17 protein-coding genes are annotated in these 16876 nt (G+C 38.0%); 12 read left to right on the forward strand and 5 right to left on the reverse strand.

Annotated features, from left to right (window positions below):
- Positions 1 to 19: 19 nt before the first annotated feature.
- The gene (gene pepT, locus CWD91_RS20930) at positions 20 to 1243 is read right to left on the reverse strand and encodes a peptidase T (RefSeq protein ID WP_103442934.1); all 1224 of its coding nucleotides are present in this window, start codon (positions 1241 to 1243) and stop codon (positions 20 to 22) included.
- 167 nt (positions 1244 to 1410) lie between these two features.
- Here pepT and CWD91_RS20935 point away from each other — a divergent pair, with 167 nt between their 5' ends.
- The gene (locus tag CWD91_RS20935; protein ID WP_157943860.1) at positions 1411 to 1803 is read left to right on the forward strand and encodes a hypothetical protein; all 393 of its coding nucleotides are present in this window, start codon (positions 1411 to 1413) and stop codon (positions 1801 to 1803) included.
- A gap of 82 nt (positions 1804 to 1885) precedes the next feature.
- Positions 1886 to 2929, forward strand: coding sequence for a quinone-dependent dihydroorotate dehydrogenase (locus CWD91_RS20940; protein WP_103442936.1), 1044 nt, complete (start codon positions 1886 to 1888; stop codon positions 2927 to 2929).
- Between the two features lie 130 nt (positions 2930 to 3059).
- Here CWD91_RS20940 and CWD91_RS20945 read toward each other — a convergent pair whose 3' ends face one another.
- A complete protein-coding gene (locus tag CWD91_RS20945) occupies positions 3060 to 3482 on the reverse strand; it encodes a Dabb family protein (RefSeq protein WP_192877704.1) in 423 nt (140 codons plus the stop codon).
- Between the two features lie 114 nt (positions 3483 to 3596).
- Between CWD91_RS20945 and CWD91_RS20950 the strand changes: the two genes are divergently transcribed.
- From CWD91_RS20950 to guaB, 7 genes are all read left to right on the forward strand, one after another.
- A complete protein-coding gene (locus tag CWD91_RS20950; RefSeq protein ID WP_239985889.1) occupies positions 3597 to 4223 on the forward strand; it encodes a LysE family translocator in 627 nt (208 codons plus the stop codon).
- 30 nt (positions 4224 to 4253) lie between these two features.
- Complete coding sequence (locus tag CWD91_RS20955; RefSeq protein WP_103442939.1) at positions 4254 to 5117, forward strand: hydroxymethylglutaryl-CoA lyase; 864 nt, start codon at positions 4254 to 4256, stop codon at positions 5115 to 5117.
- A 133-nt stretch (positions 5118 to 5250) separates the two neighbouring features.
- Positions 5251 to 6831, forward strand: coding sequence for an alpha/beta hydrolase-fold protein (locus tag CWD91_RS20960; protein WP_157943861.1), 1581 nt, complete (start codon positions 5251 to 5253; stop codon positions 6829 to 6831).
- A 175-nt stretch (positions 6832 to 7006) separates the two neighbouring features.
- Positions 7007 to 8185, forward strand: a complete 1179-nt coding sequence (locus CWD91_RS20965; protein WP_103442941.1) for a hypothetical protein — start codon at positions 7007 to 7009, stop codon at positions 8183 to 8185.
- 191 nt (positions 8186 to 8376) lie between these two features.
- Positions 8377 to 8940, forward strand: a complete 564-nt coding sequence (locus CWD91_RS20970; RefSeq protein ID WP_239985891.1) for an FMN-binding protein — start codon at positions 8377 to 8379, stop codon at positions 8938 to 8940.
- On the forward strand, positions 8940 to 9440 hold the full coding sequence (locus CWD91_RS20975) for a hypothetical protein (protein ID WP_103442942.1): 501 nt from the start codon (positions 8940 to 8942) through the stop codon (positions 9438 to 9440). Before CWD91_RS20970 ends, CWD91_RS20975 begins: the two co-directional genes overlap by 1 nt.
- A gap of 65 nt (positions 9441 to 9505) precedes the next feature.
- Positions 9506 to 10978 (forward strand): IMP dehydrogenase, encoded by a 1473-nt coding sequence (guaB, locus tag CWD91_RS20980; protein WP_103442943.1) that lies wholly within the window; start codon positions 9506 to 9508, stop codon positions 10976 to 10978.
- 117 nt (positions 10979 to 11095) lie between these two features.
- Here guaB and CWD91_RS20985 read toward each other — a convergent pair whose 3' ends face one another.
- Both CWD91_RS20985 and lysA read right to left on the reverse strand, forming a co-directional pair.
- On the reverse strand, positions 11096 to 11629 hold the full coding sequence (locus tag CWD91_RS20985; protein WP_103442944.1) for a thioredoxin family protein: 534 nt from the start codon (positions 11627 to 11629) through the stop codon (positions 11096 to 11098).
- Positions 11630 to 11690: 61 nt separating this feature from the next.
- Positions 11691 to 12932 carry a diaminopimelate decarboxylase gene (lysA, locus tag CWD91_RS20990; protein WP_103442945.1) on the reverse strand — a complete coding sequence of 414 codons (1242 nt, stop codon included), beginning with the start codon at positions 12930 to 12932 and terminating at the stop codon, positions 11691 to 11693.
- Positions 12933 to 13101: 169 nt separating this feature from the next.
- On the opposite strand from lysA, the gene CWD91_RS20995 reads away from it, so the two are divergent.
- Positions 13102 to 13728: an LON peptidase substrate-binding domain-containing protein gene (locus tag CWD91_RS20995; protein WP_239985893.1), complete on the forward strand. Its 627-nt coding sequence runs from the start codon at positions 13102 to 13104 to the stop codon at positions 13726 to 13728.
- A 271-nt stretch (positions 13729 to 13999) separates the two neighbouring features.
- Positions 14000 to 15193, forward strand: a complete 1194-nt coding sequence (gene sucC, locus CWD91_RS21000; RefSeq protein WP_103442947.1) for an ADP-forming succinate--CoA ligase subunit beta — start codon at positions 14000 to 14002, stop codon at positions 15191 to 15193.
- 209 nt (positions 15194 to 15402) lie between these two features.
- Here the strand turns inward: sucC and CWD91_RS21005 are convergent, their stop codons facing one another.
- On the reverse strand, positions 15403 to 15771 hold the full coding sequence (locus tag CWD91_RS21005) for a DUF1456 family protein (RefSeq protein WP_103442948.1): 369 nt from the start codon (positions 15769 to 15771) through the stop codon (positions 15403 to 15405).
- 123 nt (positions 15772 to 15894) lie between these two features.
- On the opposite strand from CWD91_RS21005, the gene CWD91_RS21010 reads away from it, so the two are divergent.
- Positions 15895 to 16296 (forward strand): hypothetical protein, encoded by a 402-nt coding sequence (locus CWD91_RS21010; protein ID WP_103442949.1) that lies wholly within the window; start codon positions 15895 to 15897, stop codon positions 16294 to 16296.
- The last annotated feature ends 580 nt before the right edge of the window (positions 16297 to 16876 follow it).

Raw genomic sequence — 16876 nt, forward strand, 5'->3', positions numbered from 1 at the left:
GTGTCGCACCTCCATTACACTATCTTTCAGCAGTAAGTTCGCAAATTTTTACGATAACATCAACTGCCTTCTGCATACTTTCTACAGGGACATACTCATATTTACCATGAAAATTATGTCCCCCAGCAAAAATATTGGGACATGGTAAGCCCATATAACTCAATTGAGAACCGTCGGTACCACCACGTATGGGTTTAATTATAGGCTTAATGTTCAAGCTTTCCATTGCCTCTTTGGCGATATCAACAATATGCATTACAGGTTCAATTTTTTCGCGCATATTATAATATTGGTCTTTGATATCTAGTTCGACAAATTCCCCGTATTCCGCATTTAACTTCTCCGTAATGTGTCGTAATAACTCCTTGCGATGTTGGAATTTTTTTAGGTTGTGATCACGAATAATCAGTTCAATTTCGGCTAGCTCAATTTCCCCTTTTATATGGTGCACATGATAAAAGCCCTCCCTGCCCGTAGTTTTTTGCGGGACTTCATGTCCGGGCAATTGAGAAATAAAATCGTTGGCGATCAAAATAGCGTTTACCATCTTTCCTTTGGCATAGCCGGGATGTACGCTTTTTCCTGAAATGGTTACCTTGGCACCAGCGGCATTGAAGTTTTCATACTCCAATTCCCCAATTTGGCTTCCATCCATGGTATAGGCCCAATCTGCCCCAAAAGTAGCTACATCAAAATGATGTGCCCCCCGACCTATTTCTTCATCTGGCGTAAAACCCACTCTAATCTTACCATGTTTAATTTCCGGATGTTTTATTAAATACTCCATGGCTGTAACTATTTCTGTAATTCCCGCCTTGTCATCTGCACCTAGCAAAGTCTTGCCATCAGTAGTGATTAGGGTATTGCCCTTGTATTGCAACAGGTCATCAAAATAACTGGGAGAAAGTATTATATTTTCCGCTTTATTAAGAACAATATCCCCTCCATCATAATTTTTAATTATTTGAGGTTTTACGTTGGTGGCGGTAAAATCCGGAGAAGTATCAAAATGGGAAATAAATCCAATTGTGGGCACTTCCCTTTCTATATTGCTTGGCAAAGTTGCCATAATGTAGGCCTTGTCATCAATGACTACATCCTGCATGCCAATATGCTTAAGTTCTTCCACTAATTTAAGGGCAAGTGTCCATTGTTTTTCCGTACTGGGAGTAGTAGTGGAGTTGGGGTCGCTTTGTGTGTCTATGGTAATATAACTTAAAAAGCGGTCTATAATATGTCGCATATAACTAAATTTTAATCAAAAATACAGCTTATTATTTTTTTATTGGGCACACTTTTTGGAAGGGTGCTTTAATACCAATTAAGGACCTGACAAGTGGTTAAATTATTAACTTATATTTGTCCTTTAAAAAGGTATTAAGACTTATGCGTATAAAAGCTTTTTTATCAGTGTTACTCTCAGTCGGATTTTGGATTTCCGGACATGCACAAAAGGATTGCAGTTTGGGAATTGGAGCAACGGAGTCCGATACGATCATTCAAATTTTCCAGCTTAATGAGGAGCAAATAACAAAGCTTGAAGAGTTTAAGGCCGCTCTGGAAGTTGAAACCGGATTATTGGATGAAGAGCGAAAAAATCTTTTTGAAAATCACCCTCAAAGTACACCTGAGGATTTAACCTCATTGGGAGCCAAGTATAAGGTTATTGAGGAGAAAATGAAGCAAATTTTTGGAAAGTATGACTATAAACTTTTGGCAATCTTCAATGAAAAGCAGTATCAAAGGTATGTGACACTGTGCCAGGAAGTTTCTAGACGGCCTTTGGAGGTAGTGCCTGAATAAGTCCCTTTTGAATGTTAATAAAAAGCGGGTTTATAGGATAGTTTGGCTGAGGTAGTTTGTATTTTTGTGGAAATTAATTTTCATGTACAAGCTGATTATCCGCCCCATACTTTTTCAATTAGATCCCGAGAAAGTCCACCATTTAGTTTTTAATGCCCTTCGTTTTTTTTCCAGAATTGGGTTTTCTGGGATATTTAGGACCATATATTCGGTCAATGACCCTCGTTTGGAACGTGAATTGTTCGGATTGCGATTTAAAAATCCAGTCGGATTGGCGGCCGGTTTCGATAAGGATGCCAAGCTTTACAATGAATTATCCGATTTTGGATTTGGATTTATTGAAATAGGGACCTTGACTCCTAAACCTCAGGACGGAAATCCGAAAAAACGTCTGTTTCGGCTTAAGAATGACCAGGCCCTTATCAATAGAATGGGGTTTAATAATAAGGGGGTCTTTGATGCGGTTGAAAACCTAAAGAAAACGCACAGGGTTTTGGTCGGTGGTAATATTGGAAAGAACAAGGTGACCCCGAACGACTTGGCGGCAAAGGATTATTTAATCTGTTTTGATGCCCTTTTTGACCATGTGGATTATTTTGTGGTCAACGTAAGCTCACCGAACACCCCTGGCTTAAGGGAGCTTCAGGATAGGAAGCCTTTGACGGCTCTATTGAAGGAACTGAAAAAAGAAAATACGAAATTGGCCAAGGCCAAAAAAAATAAAGAAAGGCCCATTCTTTTAAAAATCGCTCCCGATTTATCAGATGATCAATTAATGGATATTATTGGTATTGTTAAGGATACGGGAATAGACGGGATTATTGCTACCAATACAACCATAGTCCGGGACAATTTGAAATCGAGTGTAGTTTTAAAGGAAGAAGCGGGAGGTTTAAGCGGTAGGCCTCTTGCCAAAAGAAGTACTGAAGTAATCCGGTTTTTATCACAAAATAGCAATAGGGCGTTTCCGATTATTGGTGTTGGAGGAATTCATTCTGCTGAGGATGCGCTTGAAAAATTGGAGGCTGGTGCCGATCTGATCCAGTTATGGACCGGGTTTATTTATGAGGGCCCAGCACTTATCAAAAAAATCAACAAGGCCATTATTGAAAAGGCGATTAGTTGAAAAAGATAAGCTGACCCTTCTAGTGTTTATGGTACAGCCAAAAAAAACCAGCTTATCCAATTTGTTGGATAAGCCGGTTTTTTTACAACTCCTTGGGTGAAGTGTTGTTTTTATCCCTTATAGTCCATTTTTATTTGGTCCAATAATCCACAACCGTAACATCCTCCAAATGAGGAGTAAGTACGGCACCAAAAGCTTTGTGGTCCGGATGTGGAAGGTATATGGCGCGATCTTCCTCACTGTGAAAGGTCAGGAAAAAACAATGCGTAAAACCTTTGTCCAAACCTTCCGGGCTATTATTAAGTCCCCACTCATAACCTACTATTTGAGGTATTTTGGAGGGTAAGGCGCTAAAGGCGGCCTCTACTTTTGCAATATCCGCTTTGGAAGTATTTGCTTTAAATTTAAATAGCACAACATGGCGCAATAGGCTGTCCTGGTTTTTGAAATTTTGCATTCTTATATCCTCTTTTATAATATTAATGTTGGGGATGTTAGAGCTCATTAGTAAAATTGCGGTCAATAGGCTGAAGGTGTAAAAAATAGGTCTCATATATTAATTTTTGTGGAAGATATAAAATAGTTGGATAATGCTTAAGCAAAGAATGCTATATTTATGTCTTTCAAGGCGAGAATTTTATTTACTTTTCTTCTAATCCATAGTCTAGTGTATTACGATATTTTAGTAGCATTCGTTTTTTCTTCGGCTGTATTAGCTATTTTCCCTGGCCCGGATAACATTTTTGTTTTGGTCCAGAGTATTACCCATGGCAAGAAATATGGTTTGGCAACAGTAGCAGGTTTAATGACAGGGTGTTTGGTACATGCAACTTTACTGGCTTTTGGTGTTTCTGCAATAATTAAACAAAATCCTAATCTTTATTTTTCAATCAAGTTATTTGGCGCCTTTTATATGTTTTATTTGGCATTCAAGGTTATGCGAAGTCCTAAGAAGTTGGATATTTCCGATGGAAATGGGGAAAAAAAATCTCTTGGATCTTTATATAGGCAGGGTTTTATAATGAATGTATTAAATCCGAAAGTCGGTTTGTTTTTCCTCGCTTTTTTTCCCGGATTTTTATTTAGTCACTTTTTAAATATCGTGCTTCAGTTTTATGTTTTGGCATTTATCTTTATTCTGGTTTCTTCTGCTATTTTTAGTGCAATAGCTATACTTGCAGGATCAATTTCGGAATACATAAAAACAAATAAAAGTTTAGGGAAAGTTTTAAGTTGGATTCAGGTTCTTGTTTTTGTGGGTATTGGTGTTTATCTACTATTTTCAGATAAATAATGGTAATTTTGAAAAAGTTTTAGCAAAAGAATGTCCAACACCGTTAAAATAATAGAATGTCCAAGGGATGCCATGCAGGGCATTAAGACTTTCATTCCTACCGATAAAAAGGTGAAATATATTCAATCCTTGCTGAATTGTGGGTTCGACACTATAGACTTTGGGAGTTTTGTTTCGCCCCGGGCCATTCCACAAATGGTGGATACGGCTGAAGTTCTTTCTCAATTGGACCTTACCAAGACGACTAGTAAACTCTTGGCCATTGTAGCCAATGTAAGGGGAGCAAGGGATGCCGCAGAGCATAAATCCATTGATTATTTGGGATATCCTTTTTCCATATCGGAAAACTTTCAAATGCGGAACACCCATAAGACAATTACTCAATCCGTAGATACCTTGGAAGAAATATTGAGTATTGCCAAAGCCTCCGATAAGGAAGTGGTTACCTATATATCCATGGGGTTTGGTAACCCGTATGGAGATCCATGGAGTGTTGAGGTAGTGGGTGAATGGACAACAAAATTGGCAGGAATGGGGGTGAAAATTTTATCTCTTTCGGATACGGTGGGTTCTTCAACCCCGGACGTGATCAACTATTTGTTTTCTAACCTGATTCCTAAATTTCCTGAAATAGAATTCGGGGCCCATTTGCATACCACTCCGTCCAAATGGCACGAAAAGGTAGATGCGGCTTATAAGGCCGGTTGTCGCAGATTTGACGGGGCGGTTCAAGGTTTTGGTGGGTGTCCTATGGCAAAGGATGAACTGACCGGAAATATGCCAACCGAAAAAATGCTGTCCTATTTTACGGCTGCCAAGGCGGATACCAATGTTAATTGGATGGCTTTTGAAGCTGCATTTAACAAGGCAACCGACCTTTTCGGCAAGTATTGATCAATCAGATTTATGAGGTAAATCGGTTATTCTAAAATTAAATGACCGTACTTTTTAAGCAGTGATTTGGGATATGGCCCTAATGGCAATTAATGCTTATATTGTTACTTATCAAATATCTAACTTACCAAAAATGGAAATTTATCGGGCTGAGGTGATAACTTCTTTTTCTTCTTATGTTCTTGTGTGCCTATTGATGTGGTGTTCGCCATTGATTTATGCTCAAGAGTCCTATAAAAAAGGACCTGATTCTGAGATATATGAGGGAATACCAAAAGGTAAGTTGAGTAAACATCAATGGAAAAGTAATATTTATTCCAATACAATTCGGGACTATTATCTTTATGTTCCAAGCCAGTACGATGCGGCCAATCCAAGTGCGTTAATGATATTTCAGGATGGTCATGCTTATGTGGACCCTCAGGGGCAATTTAGAGTTCCAATAGTTTTTGATAATCTTATTGCTCAAGGAAAAATGCCCGTTACTATAGGCTTATTTATGAACCCAGGTCATTCCGTGGATTCTACCCAAATTGATAGCCCTTGGAAAGCTTCGAACAGAAGCTTGGAATATGATACGGTTTCGAATACTTATGGAAAATTTCTATTGCAAGAAATGCTACCTGAGATAGAAAAAGATTATAATATTTCCAAAGATCCAAAGCTTAGGGGTATTGCGGGTATGTCCTCTGGGGGAATCTGTGCATTTTCAGCGGCTTGGTTTTATCCGAATGAGTTCCATAGGGTAATGAGCCATATAGGAAGTTTTACGGACATTAGGCAAGGGCATGATTATCCTTCAATGATACGCAAACAGGACCTGAAGAATATTAAGGTTTTTTTGCAGGATGGCTCCAATGATTTAAATAATCGGTTTGGCGATTGGTGGTTAGGAAATTTGCAGATGGAGTCAGCTTTAAAGTATAAAGGGTACGATTTCAAGTTCGAAAAGGGGACAGGTGGACATAATGGAGAACATGGAGGGGCTATTCTGCCCGAGTCCTTGACTTGGCTATGGAGTGATGCTGTTCCTAAAAGGATTGAGGCTGGGGTATACCAATTTCCAATAAAACTTTCTGATTCGATAATGGCAAGTGGGGAAACCATGCATTTTTCGGAAATGGAATTCAAGACTGTGCAACTTTTAGACAGGGCTGCTCGAAAGTTATACAATGAGCATAAGGAGCAAATTTTCATTATAAAGGATGGGGAGGTTCAAATAAAAGTTAACAACAAGGATAAAATCATTGGCAAAAACAGTGTAATGGTTTTAATGCCGGGAGACAAAGGTTTTATAAAAAGTATTTCACCTAGTAGCACATATTATACCATGATCTATAAATCCAAATCGAAATTGGATTTCAAAAGAGCTAAAAAAAGTGGAGGATCTACCATAATTGATTTTAAGGATTTGGAATTTAAGGAGCATGACAAAGGAGGAGTTCGGAACTACTTTCACCGATCAACGTCCATGTGTCCATATTATGAAATGCATGTAACAACTTTAAATCCAGAAATCAAAAGCCATGAGCCGCATACCCATTACGCTACAGAAATCGTTCTGGTAATAAATGGGCATACCGAAATGGAGATAGGTAATCAGGTTATTTGGGCGCAAAAAGGGGACTTCTACTTCTTGCCATCCAATGTACCACATGCAATTAGAAATATAGGTTCCGATCAATGCGAATACTTCGCATTCCAATGGAATTAAGGGCTTTTATTGGTTTTAAGCCATGGCTTCCTTTTAGTGTTATTTCCACTTAATGTTAAAATTTAATGTTTATTTAGATTTAATTTAAATAAAGTTTGTCATTTTGATTTAGGCTATTATATTTGCACTCGATTTTTAATTATTTACAATCAGTCTAAATAAAAATACCATACTAATGAAACATTATTTTTACTCATTTGCATTCTTTTTTTCTACCTTTTTAGTGGCACAGACGGCCACAGATAGTATCACCCTTGATCCACAAAAACAACTTAACTCTGCCCAAAGACTTTTATCTGGGACTTATGGTTCAGCGGTTACTATTGGTGCGTATGGAGAAATGTTGTACAACCAGCCAGAAGGTGATAACGGGGAATTGGACGTACAGCGATTAGTTCTTTTATTGGGATATAGGTTTAATGACAGAACTCAATTTTTCACAGAAATAGAGTTGGAACATGTTGAGGAGGTTTATGTAGAACAGGCTTTTGTAAACTATAATGTGGCCAATAATGTAAATTTAAGAGGAGGACTAATGTTGGTGCCCATGGGCATTATTAATGAATTCCATGAACCTACCACATTTAATGGTACGGAGAGACCTGAAATGGACAACGTTATTGTGCCTACCACCTGGAGAGAATTGGGTGTAGGGGTCAGTGGAAAGTTCAACAACCTTTCCGTAGGATATCAGGCCTATGTTTTTAATGGTTTTAAATCAACCCAATCAGACGGTGAAGGAGGGATTTCTGGATTTTTGCAAGGATCAAACGGATTACGTGGTGGAAGACAAAAAGGAATCAAGTCTACCGTGGATAGCCCTAATCTAGCTACCAAACTGGATTATTATGGTATCCCGGGATTGCGCTTAGGGTTTTCAACTTATTTTGGAAAAACCCAAGCAGCTGACGATATTGAGAATTTGGATGGTGCCAACATTGGGATTTCTATGTTAGGATTGGATGCCCGATATGCCTATGAGCGATTTACGGCACGTGGTCAGTTTATTTATGCCTCCCTTTCCGATACGGATAAATATAATACCTTGGCCAATAAAGATTTAGGAAGTGCTATGCAGGGGTATTATGTTGAAGGCGCTTACAACCTCTTGGCAAGCCGAAATGAGCAAAAATTGTTTGCCTTTGTGCGCTACGAAAATTATAATACCCATGCCGATACCGCCGGTAGTTTATTACAGAACGAGGCTTATGATAGAACTGATGTCACCACTGGCTTAAGTTATCATATTGCGCCAGGTGTAGTTCTAAAAGGAGACTACCAATTTAGGGACAATGCATTGCAGGGGGATGGTGTAAAGGATAGATTAAATTTTGGAATTGGTGTTTGGTTCTAAGAGTGTTCCCAAAAGAAGGCAGATTCAAAATATTGAAATTTCCATATAGAAATAAACCCCAGTGATAACCTAGCTTAGGTTGGTTACTGGGGTTTATTCCTATTAATGGGTATTTATTGTTTGATAGTGTAAGCCGGATATCTGTATTTTATTTAAAAAATAATGGGATGTAGACTAAATTATTATTAAAAATGATTCTAAATTACTACTTTTGTCCTATGATGCAAGGAAAGAAAATTACGGGTTTTGTGCTTGTTTTGGCTGTAATGTTATTTGGCTTTGGGATACCTGAAAAGTTACAAAAGAAGGTAGACAAGGAAATAGAAAAGGTTTTTGGGGCAAATGATTTTGCTTTTAAAGCAATAAACGTCCCTAGCGCTTTAAATGCACAATTGCCTGCAAAAATAACGGCTCATAATTTCTTTAAATTAACAAAAGGCTCTGAGGTAGCCGGATATATCTTCGTGGATAATGCCCCTAGTAAGACGGCAACTTTTGATTATTTGGTTGTATTTGATGCCGACCTAAGTGTTGTGCATTCCAAAGTTCTAATTTATCGTGAAGAGTATGGCGGAGAAATTGGTAGCAAAAGATGGTTACAGCAATTTACAGGAAAAACTGGTCGCGATAGGGTAGATTATGAGACCAATATAGACGGTATTTCCGGCGCCACCATTTCGGTAAGATCTATGACCACCTCGATAGACAACTTGTTGCAAACCGTTGGAATTCTCCAAGAAAAAAAGCTGCTTTAATGGGTTATGATGGTCTTTTAATGTCGTTGCCCAAGGGTATAAAATGGTTTGTTGCAACTTTTGTCCTGGTATTGAGTATAGGATTTTATACAGGTCTTTTATTTGTTTCGGAAACCAGTAGCACCTCTGCTATGGGTATTGAGGAAAATTATTTGGGAAATGAGGATGATGAAGAGGCCGAGATCATGAAGTTTAAAAAGGGAGAGCGGGAAATGCTGACCATCATCCATACCCACATACTTTCCATGTCGCTTATTTTTTTTCTTTTAGGGGGCCTGGTTTGGCTTGCCAAACTACCGAAAAAATTAAAAATGTTCCTTACTATTGAACCATTTCTTTCCGTTATCTTAACTTTTGGAGGTATATATTTAATGTGGTCCGGGATGTTGTGGATGAAATATGTGGTTATTTTTTCAGGATTTTTAATGACGCTTACTTTCAGTATTGCTGCACTATTGGTGATTTATCAATTGTGTCAAAAATCGGTAAAAGTCAATTAACATAATAAGTATTACTCAAATCCTTTAAATGTAGTATATTTGCACGCAATTAATCTTTAATTGCTATGCAAGCTCACCTAAACAAAATTGTTGGAGAAGGTCTCACGTACGATGACGTACTTTTGGTTCCGGCATTTTCAGAAGTACTTCCCAGGGAAGTCAATATTCAAACCAAATTTACTAGAAACATTACCATCAATGTTCCCATTGTTTCCGCTGCCATGGATACCGTTACGGAATCGCGTATGGCCATTGCCATTGCCCAAGAAGGCGGTATTGGTGTTCTGCATAAGAACATGACCATAGAACAGCAAGCGCTGAAGGTACGCAAGGTTAAACGTGCGGAAAGTGGTATGATATTAGATCCGGTTACCCTGCCTTTAAATTCCAAAGTAAAGGATGCCAAGGCAAATATGAAGGAATTCAGCATTGGCGGGATACCTATTGTTGATGATAAGGGTAAACTTATTGGAATAGTTACCAATCGGGATCTGCGATTCGAAAAAAATAATGAACGCCCCATTTCGGAGGTGATGACATCCAAAAATCTTGTTACTGTAGCCGAAGGGACCTCATTGGAACAGGCGGAAGATATTTTGCAGGAGAAGAAAATTGAAAAGTTACCGGTTGTAGACGAGAATTATAAGCTTGTTGGCCTTATTACCTTTAGGGATATTACAAAACTTACCCAAAAGCCTATGGCCAATAAGGATCAATATGGCCGATTGCGTGTTGCTGCGGCCTTAGGGGTTACGGGTGATGCTGTTGCTAGAGCTGAAGCTTTGGTGAATGCAGGAGTAGACGCCGTTGTAATAGATACCGCACATGGTCACACCAAAGGCGTAGTTTCTGTTTTGAAGGAAGTAAAAAAGAGATTTCCGGAGTTGGAAGTTATTGTAGGTAACATTGCTACTGCGGAAGCTGCCAAATATTTGGTAGAGGCTGGAGCCGATGCCGTAAAAGTAGGAATTGGTCCTGGCTCAATTTGTACCACAAGGGTAGTAGCAGGGGTAGGTTTTCCACAATTTTCTGCCGTATTGGAAGTAGCTGCCGCTATTAAGGGTAGTGGAGTGCCAGTGATAGCCGATGGCGGAATTAGGTATACGGGAGATATTCCCAAGGCAATTGCTGCTGGTGCGGATACCGTAATGTTGGGCTCTTTGTTGGCAGGTACCAAGGAATCTCCTGGAGAGACTATCATTTATGAAGGGCGTAAGTTCAAATCCTATCGTGGAATGGGTTCTGTGGAGGCCATGAAACAAGGTAGCAAAGATCGATATTTTCAAGATGTTGAGGACGATATTAAAAAATTGGTACCGGAAGGAATTGTAGGGCGTGTTCCCTATAAAGGTGATCTGGAGGAAAGTATTCATCAGTTTATAGGTGGTTTACGTGCGGGTATGGGGTACTGTGGTGCAAAGGACATTGCAACTTTACAAGAAACCGGTAGATTCGTCAAGATTACAGCCAGTGGAATCAATGAGAGTCATCCACATGATGTAACCATCACCAAGGAATCCCCTAACTATAGCCGATAATTAAAATATTATAGTTGATAGATATTGGGCCAAATGTTTTAAAGGACTTAGATAAATAAAAAAAGACGGCTAGCCGTCTTTTTTTATTTTATGTACAGTAAGTTATATCAATTTTAACTACTTGCTTTCGCTATCGTAAGTATTCCAATCTTTTTCTTTGTGGATGTCTTCACCAAAATATTTCGCTATTTTTAGGAAAGGTATTGGCTTTTGATAACCAGGTACAGGAGAAAGCATATTCATTTTTTCATCCAAAAATATTGTTGTAGGATAGCTCATTTTACCTTGCATCAAAGCTGCAGCAAATTCGTGGTAACCATTTCTGCCAGAGGGAACAAATTTAAAGGTCTTCCCTCTAAATTCAATAGGTTCCTTGCCTTCCCCGTCCAACTTCACCATATAATAGGTTTTAGCCATGTATTCGGCAACTTCTGCATTCTGAAAGGTATCCTTGTCCATTTTTTTACACCATCCACACCAATCAGTGTACACATCTATAAAAATTTTCTTTGGATTTTTCTCTGTTTCCGCCAGTTTTGCCGCTTCATTCCAACTAAGCCATTTTACTTCCTGCGCCACAATGCCCATGGGAAGAATGGCCAATCCAAAAACAATAGCTAATTTATAAAATGATTTGGCAGCTAATTTCATGCTTTACGTTTTTTTGACTTAGTCAAGTAATTCTAACAAATCTAACGAAATTCCGTAAAGTTTATTTTGCTATTGCATTTTCTTTAACAGGAGCAAATAATTCTTTGGCATCAATTTGGTTTTTGATTAGATCATCAAAAGTCTCCCTTTCCCTTATCAAAATTGCTTTTCCGTTATGCCATAAAACTTCCGGCGGCCTAAATCTTGAGTTATAATTGCTGGCCATTGTAAAACAATAGGCACCCGCATTTTTAAAACATAAAATATCGCCCTCGGATATTTCATTGATACGTTTGTTGCTGGCAAAAGTATCCGTCTCGCAAATATAGCCTACCACGGAATAATAGCGTTCACGTCCCTCAGGATTGGAAATGTTTTCTATACTGTGGGTAGCACCATATAACATGGGGCGAATTAGATGATTGAATCCAGAGTCTACACTTGCAAAAACTGTTGAAGTCGTTTGTTTAACCACATTGACCTTGGCCAAGAAGTAACCAGCCTCACTTACCAAGAATTTTCCAGGTTCAAAAGCCAAGGTCAACTCCCTACCGTATTCTTTGCAAAAGGCATTGAAACGCATACCTAGTTTTTTGCCCAATTCTTCAATATTGGTTTCAATGTCCCCCTCTTTGTAGGGTACTTTAAATCCACTTCCGAAGTCAATAAACTCAAGGTCCGGGAAATTCTTGGCCGTTTCAAAAAGAATTTCGGAGGCGTAAAGGAATACATCAATATCCAAGATGTCACTTCCAGTATGCATATGTATACCATTTACGTTCATATTCGTAAGGTTTACGATACGTAGTAAATGTGGTATTTGATGTATACTGATTCCGAATTTGGAGTCTATATGTCCTACAGATATTTTTGAATTTCCACCAGCCATTACATGAGGGTTAATTCTAATACATACAGGAATATCCGGATGCTTGCTACCAAATTGTTCTAAGATGGATAAGTTGTCTATATTAATACGAACTCCCAATTTTGCTGCCTCCTCAATTTCTTCCAAGGAAACGCCATTTGGGGTGAATATAATGGAACTAGGTTTAAAACCGGCCATTAATCCCAATTGTACTTCTTGAATGGAAACCGTATCCAAGCCGCTTCCCAAACTGTTCATCAATCTTAAAATGGTAATATTTGAAAGTGCCTTTGTGGCGTAATTTAATTGTAATTTCTTTACGTCTTTAAATGCATTGGTCAATCTATGAAACTGGGAAATTATTTTTTCAGAATCGTATACATAGACAGGGTCACCATAAGTTTTCGCTATCTTTAATAAATCAGTGTTTCGCATTATTTAAAAATTTTATACAAATCTAGACTACTTATTGTTTTTGAGCAAAAATATACAGCAATAGTTGAATAATGTAACATATTGTTATTTTTATAACAAATGCATTTTTGTCGTCTTTGTTTTTCAGCTAGACCGTCGTAACTTTAAAGAAAAACTTATGTTGTTGCCCATGTTTCCTTTGCCATCCGTTTTTTTTCCAGGTGAGATGGTTGCCCTTCATGTTTTTGAAGAGCGCTACAAACAATTGATCGGTGAAGTTAGGGATATGCCTACAAACTTTGGAGTGCCTGTCTATATCGAAGGGGAGATTGCGTTTGGCACCGAAATGCAGTTAAAGGAAATAATAAAAACCTACGATACAGGGGAAATGGATATAATTTGCGTTGGTCTTCGGTCATTTAAGGTAAAAACATTTCAACAAGTGTTGGATGGAAAATTGTACCCTGCCGGAGAGGTTGAATTTTTGCCTTATTTTGATGACAGTGTAGCGTCTTTAAGAAGTAATGTACTTAATCTTGTCATTGAGCTCTATGGACTAATGGATGTATCCTTTTCTGGTATTAAGACTGGGAATTTTGATATTTATCAATTGATTCATAAAATTGGACTTTCACTTGCACAAGAGTATAAACTCTTAAAAATGACCTACGAAAGTGAGCGATTATTGTTTCTAAAAGTTCATTTGACCAATACCATTCAGGTTTTAAAGCAGGTGAACCAATCAAAGGAAATGATTGGGATGAATGGGCATTTCAAGAATTTTGACCCTATAGATTTTAGGGATTTTAAGATTTAATCCCGGAGCTGTAATCAAACCATCCGCATTAAGAAAGAATTGAATCTAGGTTGATTTCATTTTTATGAAACACTATTGATCTTAGGTCCCTTAGTGTCATGGGGCAATGAAATGATTTCACCTCTAATATTTGGTTTGAAAATTATTAATTCCAATTTGGTATACGCGCTTTTCTTTATTGCTCGTCCCTGTAATTTTTCTATTTTATTTAATTAGGGTAAATCCGCTGTGTTTCCTATTTTTGCAACTCAACATATAGAACCTTCAATTTATGAACCTTCACGAATATCAAGGAAAAGAGATTTTAGCGAGTTTTGGCGTACGCATTCAACGCGGTTTAGTGGCATATAATGCCAAGGAAGCAGTAGATGCTGCCAAACAATTGACTCAGGAAACAGGAACAGGGTGGCATGTTATAAAAGCCCAGGTTCACGCCGGTGGACGAGGAAAAGGAGGAGGAGTTAAATTGGCCAAGAACTTGCGTGAAGTAGAAGAAATTGCAGGATCCATCATTGGTATGAATTTAGTTACCCCGCAAACCTCGGCTGAAGGAAAAAAGGTCCATAAGGTTTTGGTAGCAGAGGATGTTTATTATCCAGGGGATAGTGAAACCAGTGAATTTTATATGTCTGTACTTTTAAATAGGGCAGCTGGAAGAAATATGATCATGTATTCTACCGAAGGTGGAATGGATATAGAGGAAGTGGCAGAGAAAACACCACACCTTATTTTTACAGAAGAAATAAATCCTGCAACTGGCTTATTGCCTTTTCAGGCTAGAAAAATAGCCTTTAACTTAGGCTTATCAGGGACAGCATTTAAGGAAATGACCAAGTTCGTTACCAATTTATATAAAGCTTATGTGGAGAGCGATGCTAGCTTATTCGAGATAAACCCTGTTCTTAAGACATCCGATGATAAGATTATGGCTGTCGACGCCAAAGTTTCTATCGATGATAATGCGCTTTATAGAAGAAAGCAATATGCTGAAATGCGCGATTTGCTGGAGGAGAATCCAATAGAGGTAGAGGCTAGGGCCGTTGGTCTTAATTATGTAGATTTGGATGGTAACGTTGGATGTATGGTAAATGGGGCCGGATTGGCAATGGCTACTATGGATCTTATTAAAATGGCCGGAGGTGAACCTGCCAACTTCTTGGATGTAGGTGGAACGGCAGATGCCAAAAGGGTAGAGGAAGCCTTTAGAATCATTTTGAAAGACCCTGCTGTTAAATGTATCCTGATAAATATTTTTGGTGGTATAGTGCGTTGCGATCGTGTAGCTCAAGGAGTTGTGGATGCTTATAAGAATATGGGAGATGCTATAAAAGTACCTATTATAGTGAGATTACAGGGAACCAATGCTGAATTGGCCAAGGAAATTATTGATAATTCTGGTTTGGCGGTGCATTCTGCAGTTCAGTTCCAAGAAGCTGCAGATAAGGTGAAGGAAGTATTGGCATAATAGCTATAAATTTAAACCTAAAAGGCGGTGCTGTTACAGTACCGCCTTTTTTTATACCCAATTATTTGTTTTTTATTCGTGAATTATGTTCTTAAGGTGTTGGTTAAATTAAAATGGGAGCTAGCAATATATTCTGGAAAATGCTTTGGAAAATTAATATTGAGAAGAAAGATTAAATTTAAAAAGTAATAATGCAGTGGCTTACAAGGTCAAGACTTTTTTTTGTTTTTATATTTCACAGGACTGATGTCATGATCCATTTTCTTTTTTTGTTGATCTATAAATCTGGGTTTTTGATGTGTATTGGCAATAGATTCCTTTTTTGGTCTGGGTAAAGTTGTTTTGGGGTCTTTTGGATTCTCCCTTGTCCCTCGAAAGTGTATTACCAATCCATTTAAAAAGTTCCTTAATATTTGGTCCCCACATTCTACATAATTGGGATGGTCTTCCTTTCTGAAAAACGCTCCCAACTCGCTTTTGGTAATCTTAAAATCAACCAGTTTTAAAATTTCTACAATTTCATCATCACGTAATTTTAAGGCAACCCTCAATTTTTTTAGAACATCATTATTGGTCATAGGATAAATTTTTGGCAAGATATTACAAAAAATAAGATGTGATACTAGTTTGGGAATACTTTCCTGGGCAGTGAACCATCAAATCAATGTTAATTAATGTAACTTAGTCTTAAACTGAAATTTATGAGTACATATTTGGAGAAGTTGGGCATTCTTTCCCAAATGATTTCTTTTGCAAAAGTAGATAAGAAAATCAAGGATTCGGAGTATGATTTTCTGCTGGGCGTAGCAAAGCAACTTGAGGTGGATAAGGAAACATTCGATTCCCTTTTTCATAAAAAAGTAGAGAAGATTGTTCTTAAATCCGAAGCAGAGAGGATTCTTCAGTTTCATAGGTTGGTTCTCCTCATGAATGTGGATAACGAACAGCGATTAGTGGAAATTGAACAGTTGCATAATATAGGCCTAAAATTTGGACTTCCACAGGCCGCCATTGAGCAAGTCCTTACCGTAATGCATCATTACCCGGACAAGGTGGTGCCCCCTACAGTATTGATCAATATATTTAAAGCGTACAATAATTAGTTCAATAAGGGATCATGCTTATTTGTTGTGTTTCTTCAAAATTAGGATGAACATAATATTTCGTGTTTTTTGATTTTAGCTTTATTTATTGGGCAAAATCGAATGAAATTATTGTTAGAATTATTCTTTCATTTTACTCAAGTGGTTTTTATTGATTTTAATTGGATTTCGTGAATCTTCGATTTCTTTGCTGTCCAAAGAAACCGACGCAGGAGGTTCATGAATACCTTATTCCAAAATAAACGGGCAATGAATAAAACGAAACCGCAGGTTCACGAATTCATATTTAAGAAAATAACCGGCCATGAGCTAAACAAAAGAAAAGACCCTTCTTCACTAGGTGGCCCCTAAAATCTCGGGATTTTATGGACCGCTGCCATGGCCTAAATTATCTCCAAGGCTTCAATAATTCTTAACGGCCATGACATCTCCACTACGGAAGAAGACCAACCAGACCATAGGCTTTGAAGACAATGTTCAATGGCATCAAATTAATGATAATGATTTATCTACATTATGTAGGTTTACGGAACATAGGAACGGCCTATTTTCAATTTCGTTTTAAATCAAGCGGTTTCCG

The sequence above is a fragment of the Arenibacter hampyeongensis genome, assembly GCF_002909255.1.
GTDB classification, from domain to species: Bacteria; Bacteroidota; Bacteroidia; order Flavobacteriales; family Flavobacteriaceae; genus Arenibacter; species Arenibacter hampyeongensis.

Coding starts and splice junctions, on each gene's coding strand:
- pepT (WP_103442934.1), bottom strand. CDS start 1,243: ATGCGACATATTATAGACCGCTTTTTAAGTTATATTACCATAGACACA.
- CWD91_RS20940 (WP_103442936.1), top strand. CDS start 1,886: ATGTACAAGCTGATTATCCGCCCCATACTTTTTCAATTAGATCCCGAG.
- CWD91_RS20945 (WP_192877704.1), bottom strand. CDS start 3,482: ATGAGACCTATTTTTTACACCTTCAGCCTATTGACCGCAATTTTACTA.
- CWD91_RS20955 (WP_103442939.1), top strand. CDS start 4,254: ATGTCCAACACCGTTAAAATAATAGAATGTCCAAGGGATGCCATGCAG.
- CWD91_RS20960 (WP_157943861.1), top strand. CDS start 5,251: ATGGAAATTTATCGGGCTGAGGTGATAACTTCTTTTTCTTCTTATGTT.
- CWD91_RS20965 (WP_103442941.1), top strand. CDS start 7,007: ATGAAACATTATTTTTACTCATTTGCATTCTTTTTTTCTACCTTTTTA.
- CWD91_RS20970 (WP_239985891.1), top strand. CDS start 8,377: ATGATTCTAAATTACTACTTTTGTCCTATGATGCAAGGAAAGAAAATT.
- CWD91_RS20975 (WP_103442942.1), top strand. CDS start 8,940: ATGGGTTATGATGGTCTTTTAATGTCGTTGCCCAAGGGTATAAAATGG.
- guaB (WP_103442943.1), top strand. CDS start 9,506: ATGCAAGCTCACCTAAACAAAATTGTTGGAGAAGGTCTCACGTACGAT.
- CWD91_RS20985 (WP_103442944.1), bottom strand. CDS start 11,629: ATGAAATTAGCTGCCAAATCATTTTATAAATTAGCTATTGTTTTTGGA.
- lysA (WP_103442945.1), bottom strand. CDS start 12,932: ATGCGAAACACTGATTTATTAAAGATAGCGAAAACTTATGGTGACCCT.
- CWD91_RS20995 (WP_239985893.1), top strand. CDS start 13,102: ATGTTTCCTTTGCCATCCGTTTTTTTTCCAGGTGAGATGGTTGCCCTT.
- sucC (WP_103442947.1), top strand. CDS start 14,000: ATGAACCTTCACGAATATCAAGGAAAAGAGATTTTAGCGAGTTTTGGC.
- CWD91_RS21005 (WP_103442948.1), bottom strand. CDS start 15,771: ATGACCAATAATGATGTTCTAAAAAAATTGAGGGTTGCCTTAAAATTA.
- CWD91_RS21010 (WP_103442949.1), top strand. CDS start 15,895: ATGAGTACATATTTGGAGAAGTTGGGCATTCTTTCCCAAATGATTTCT.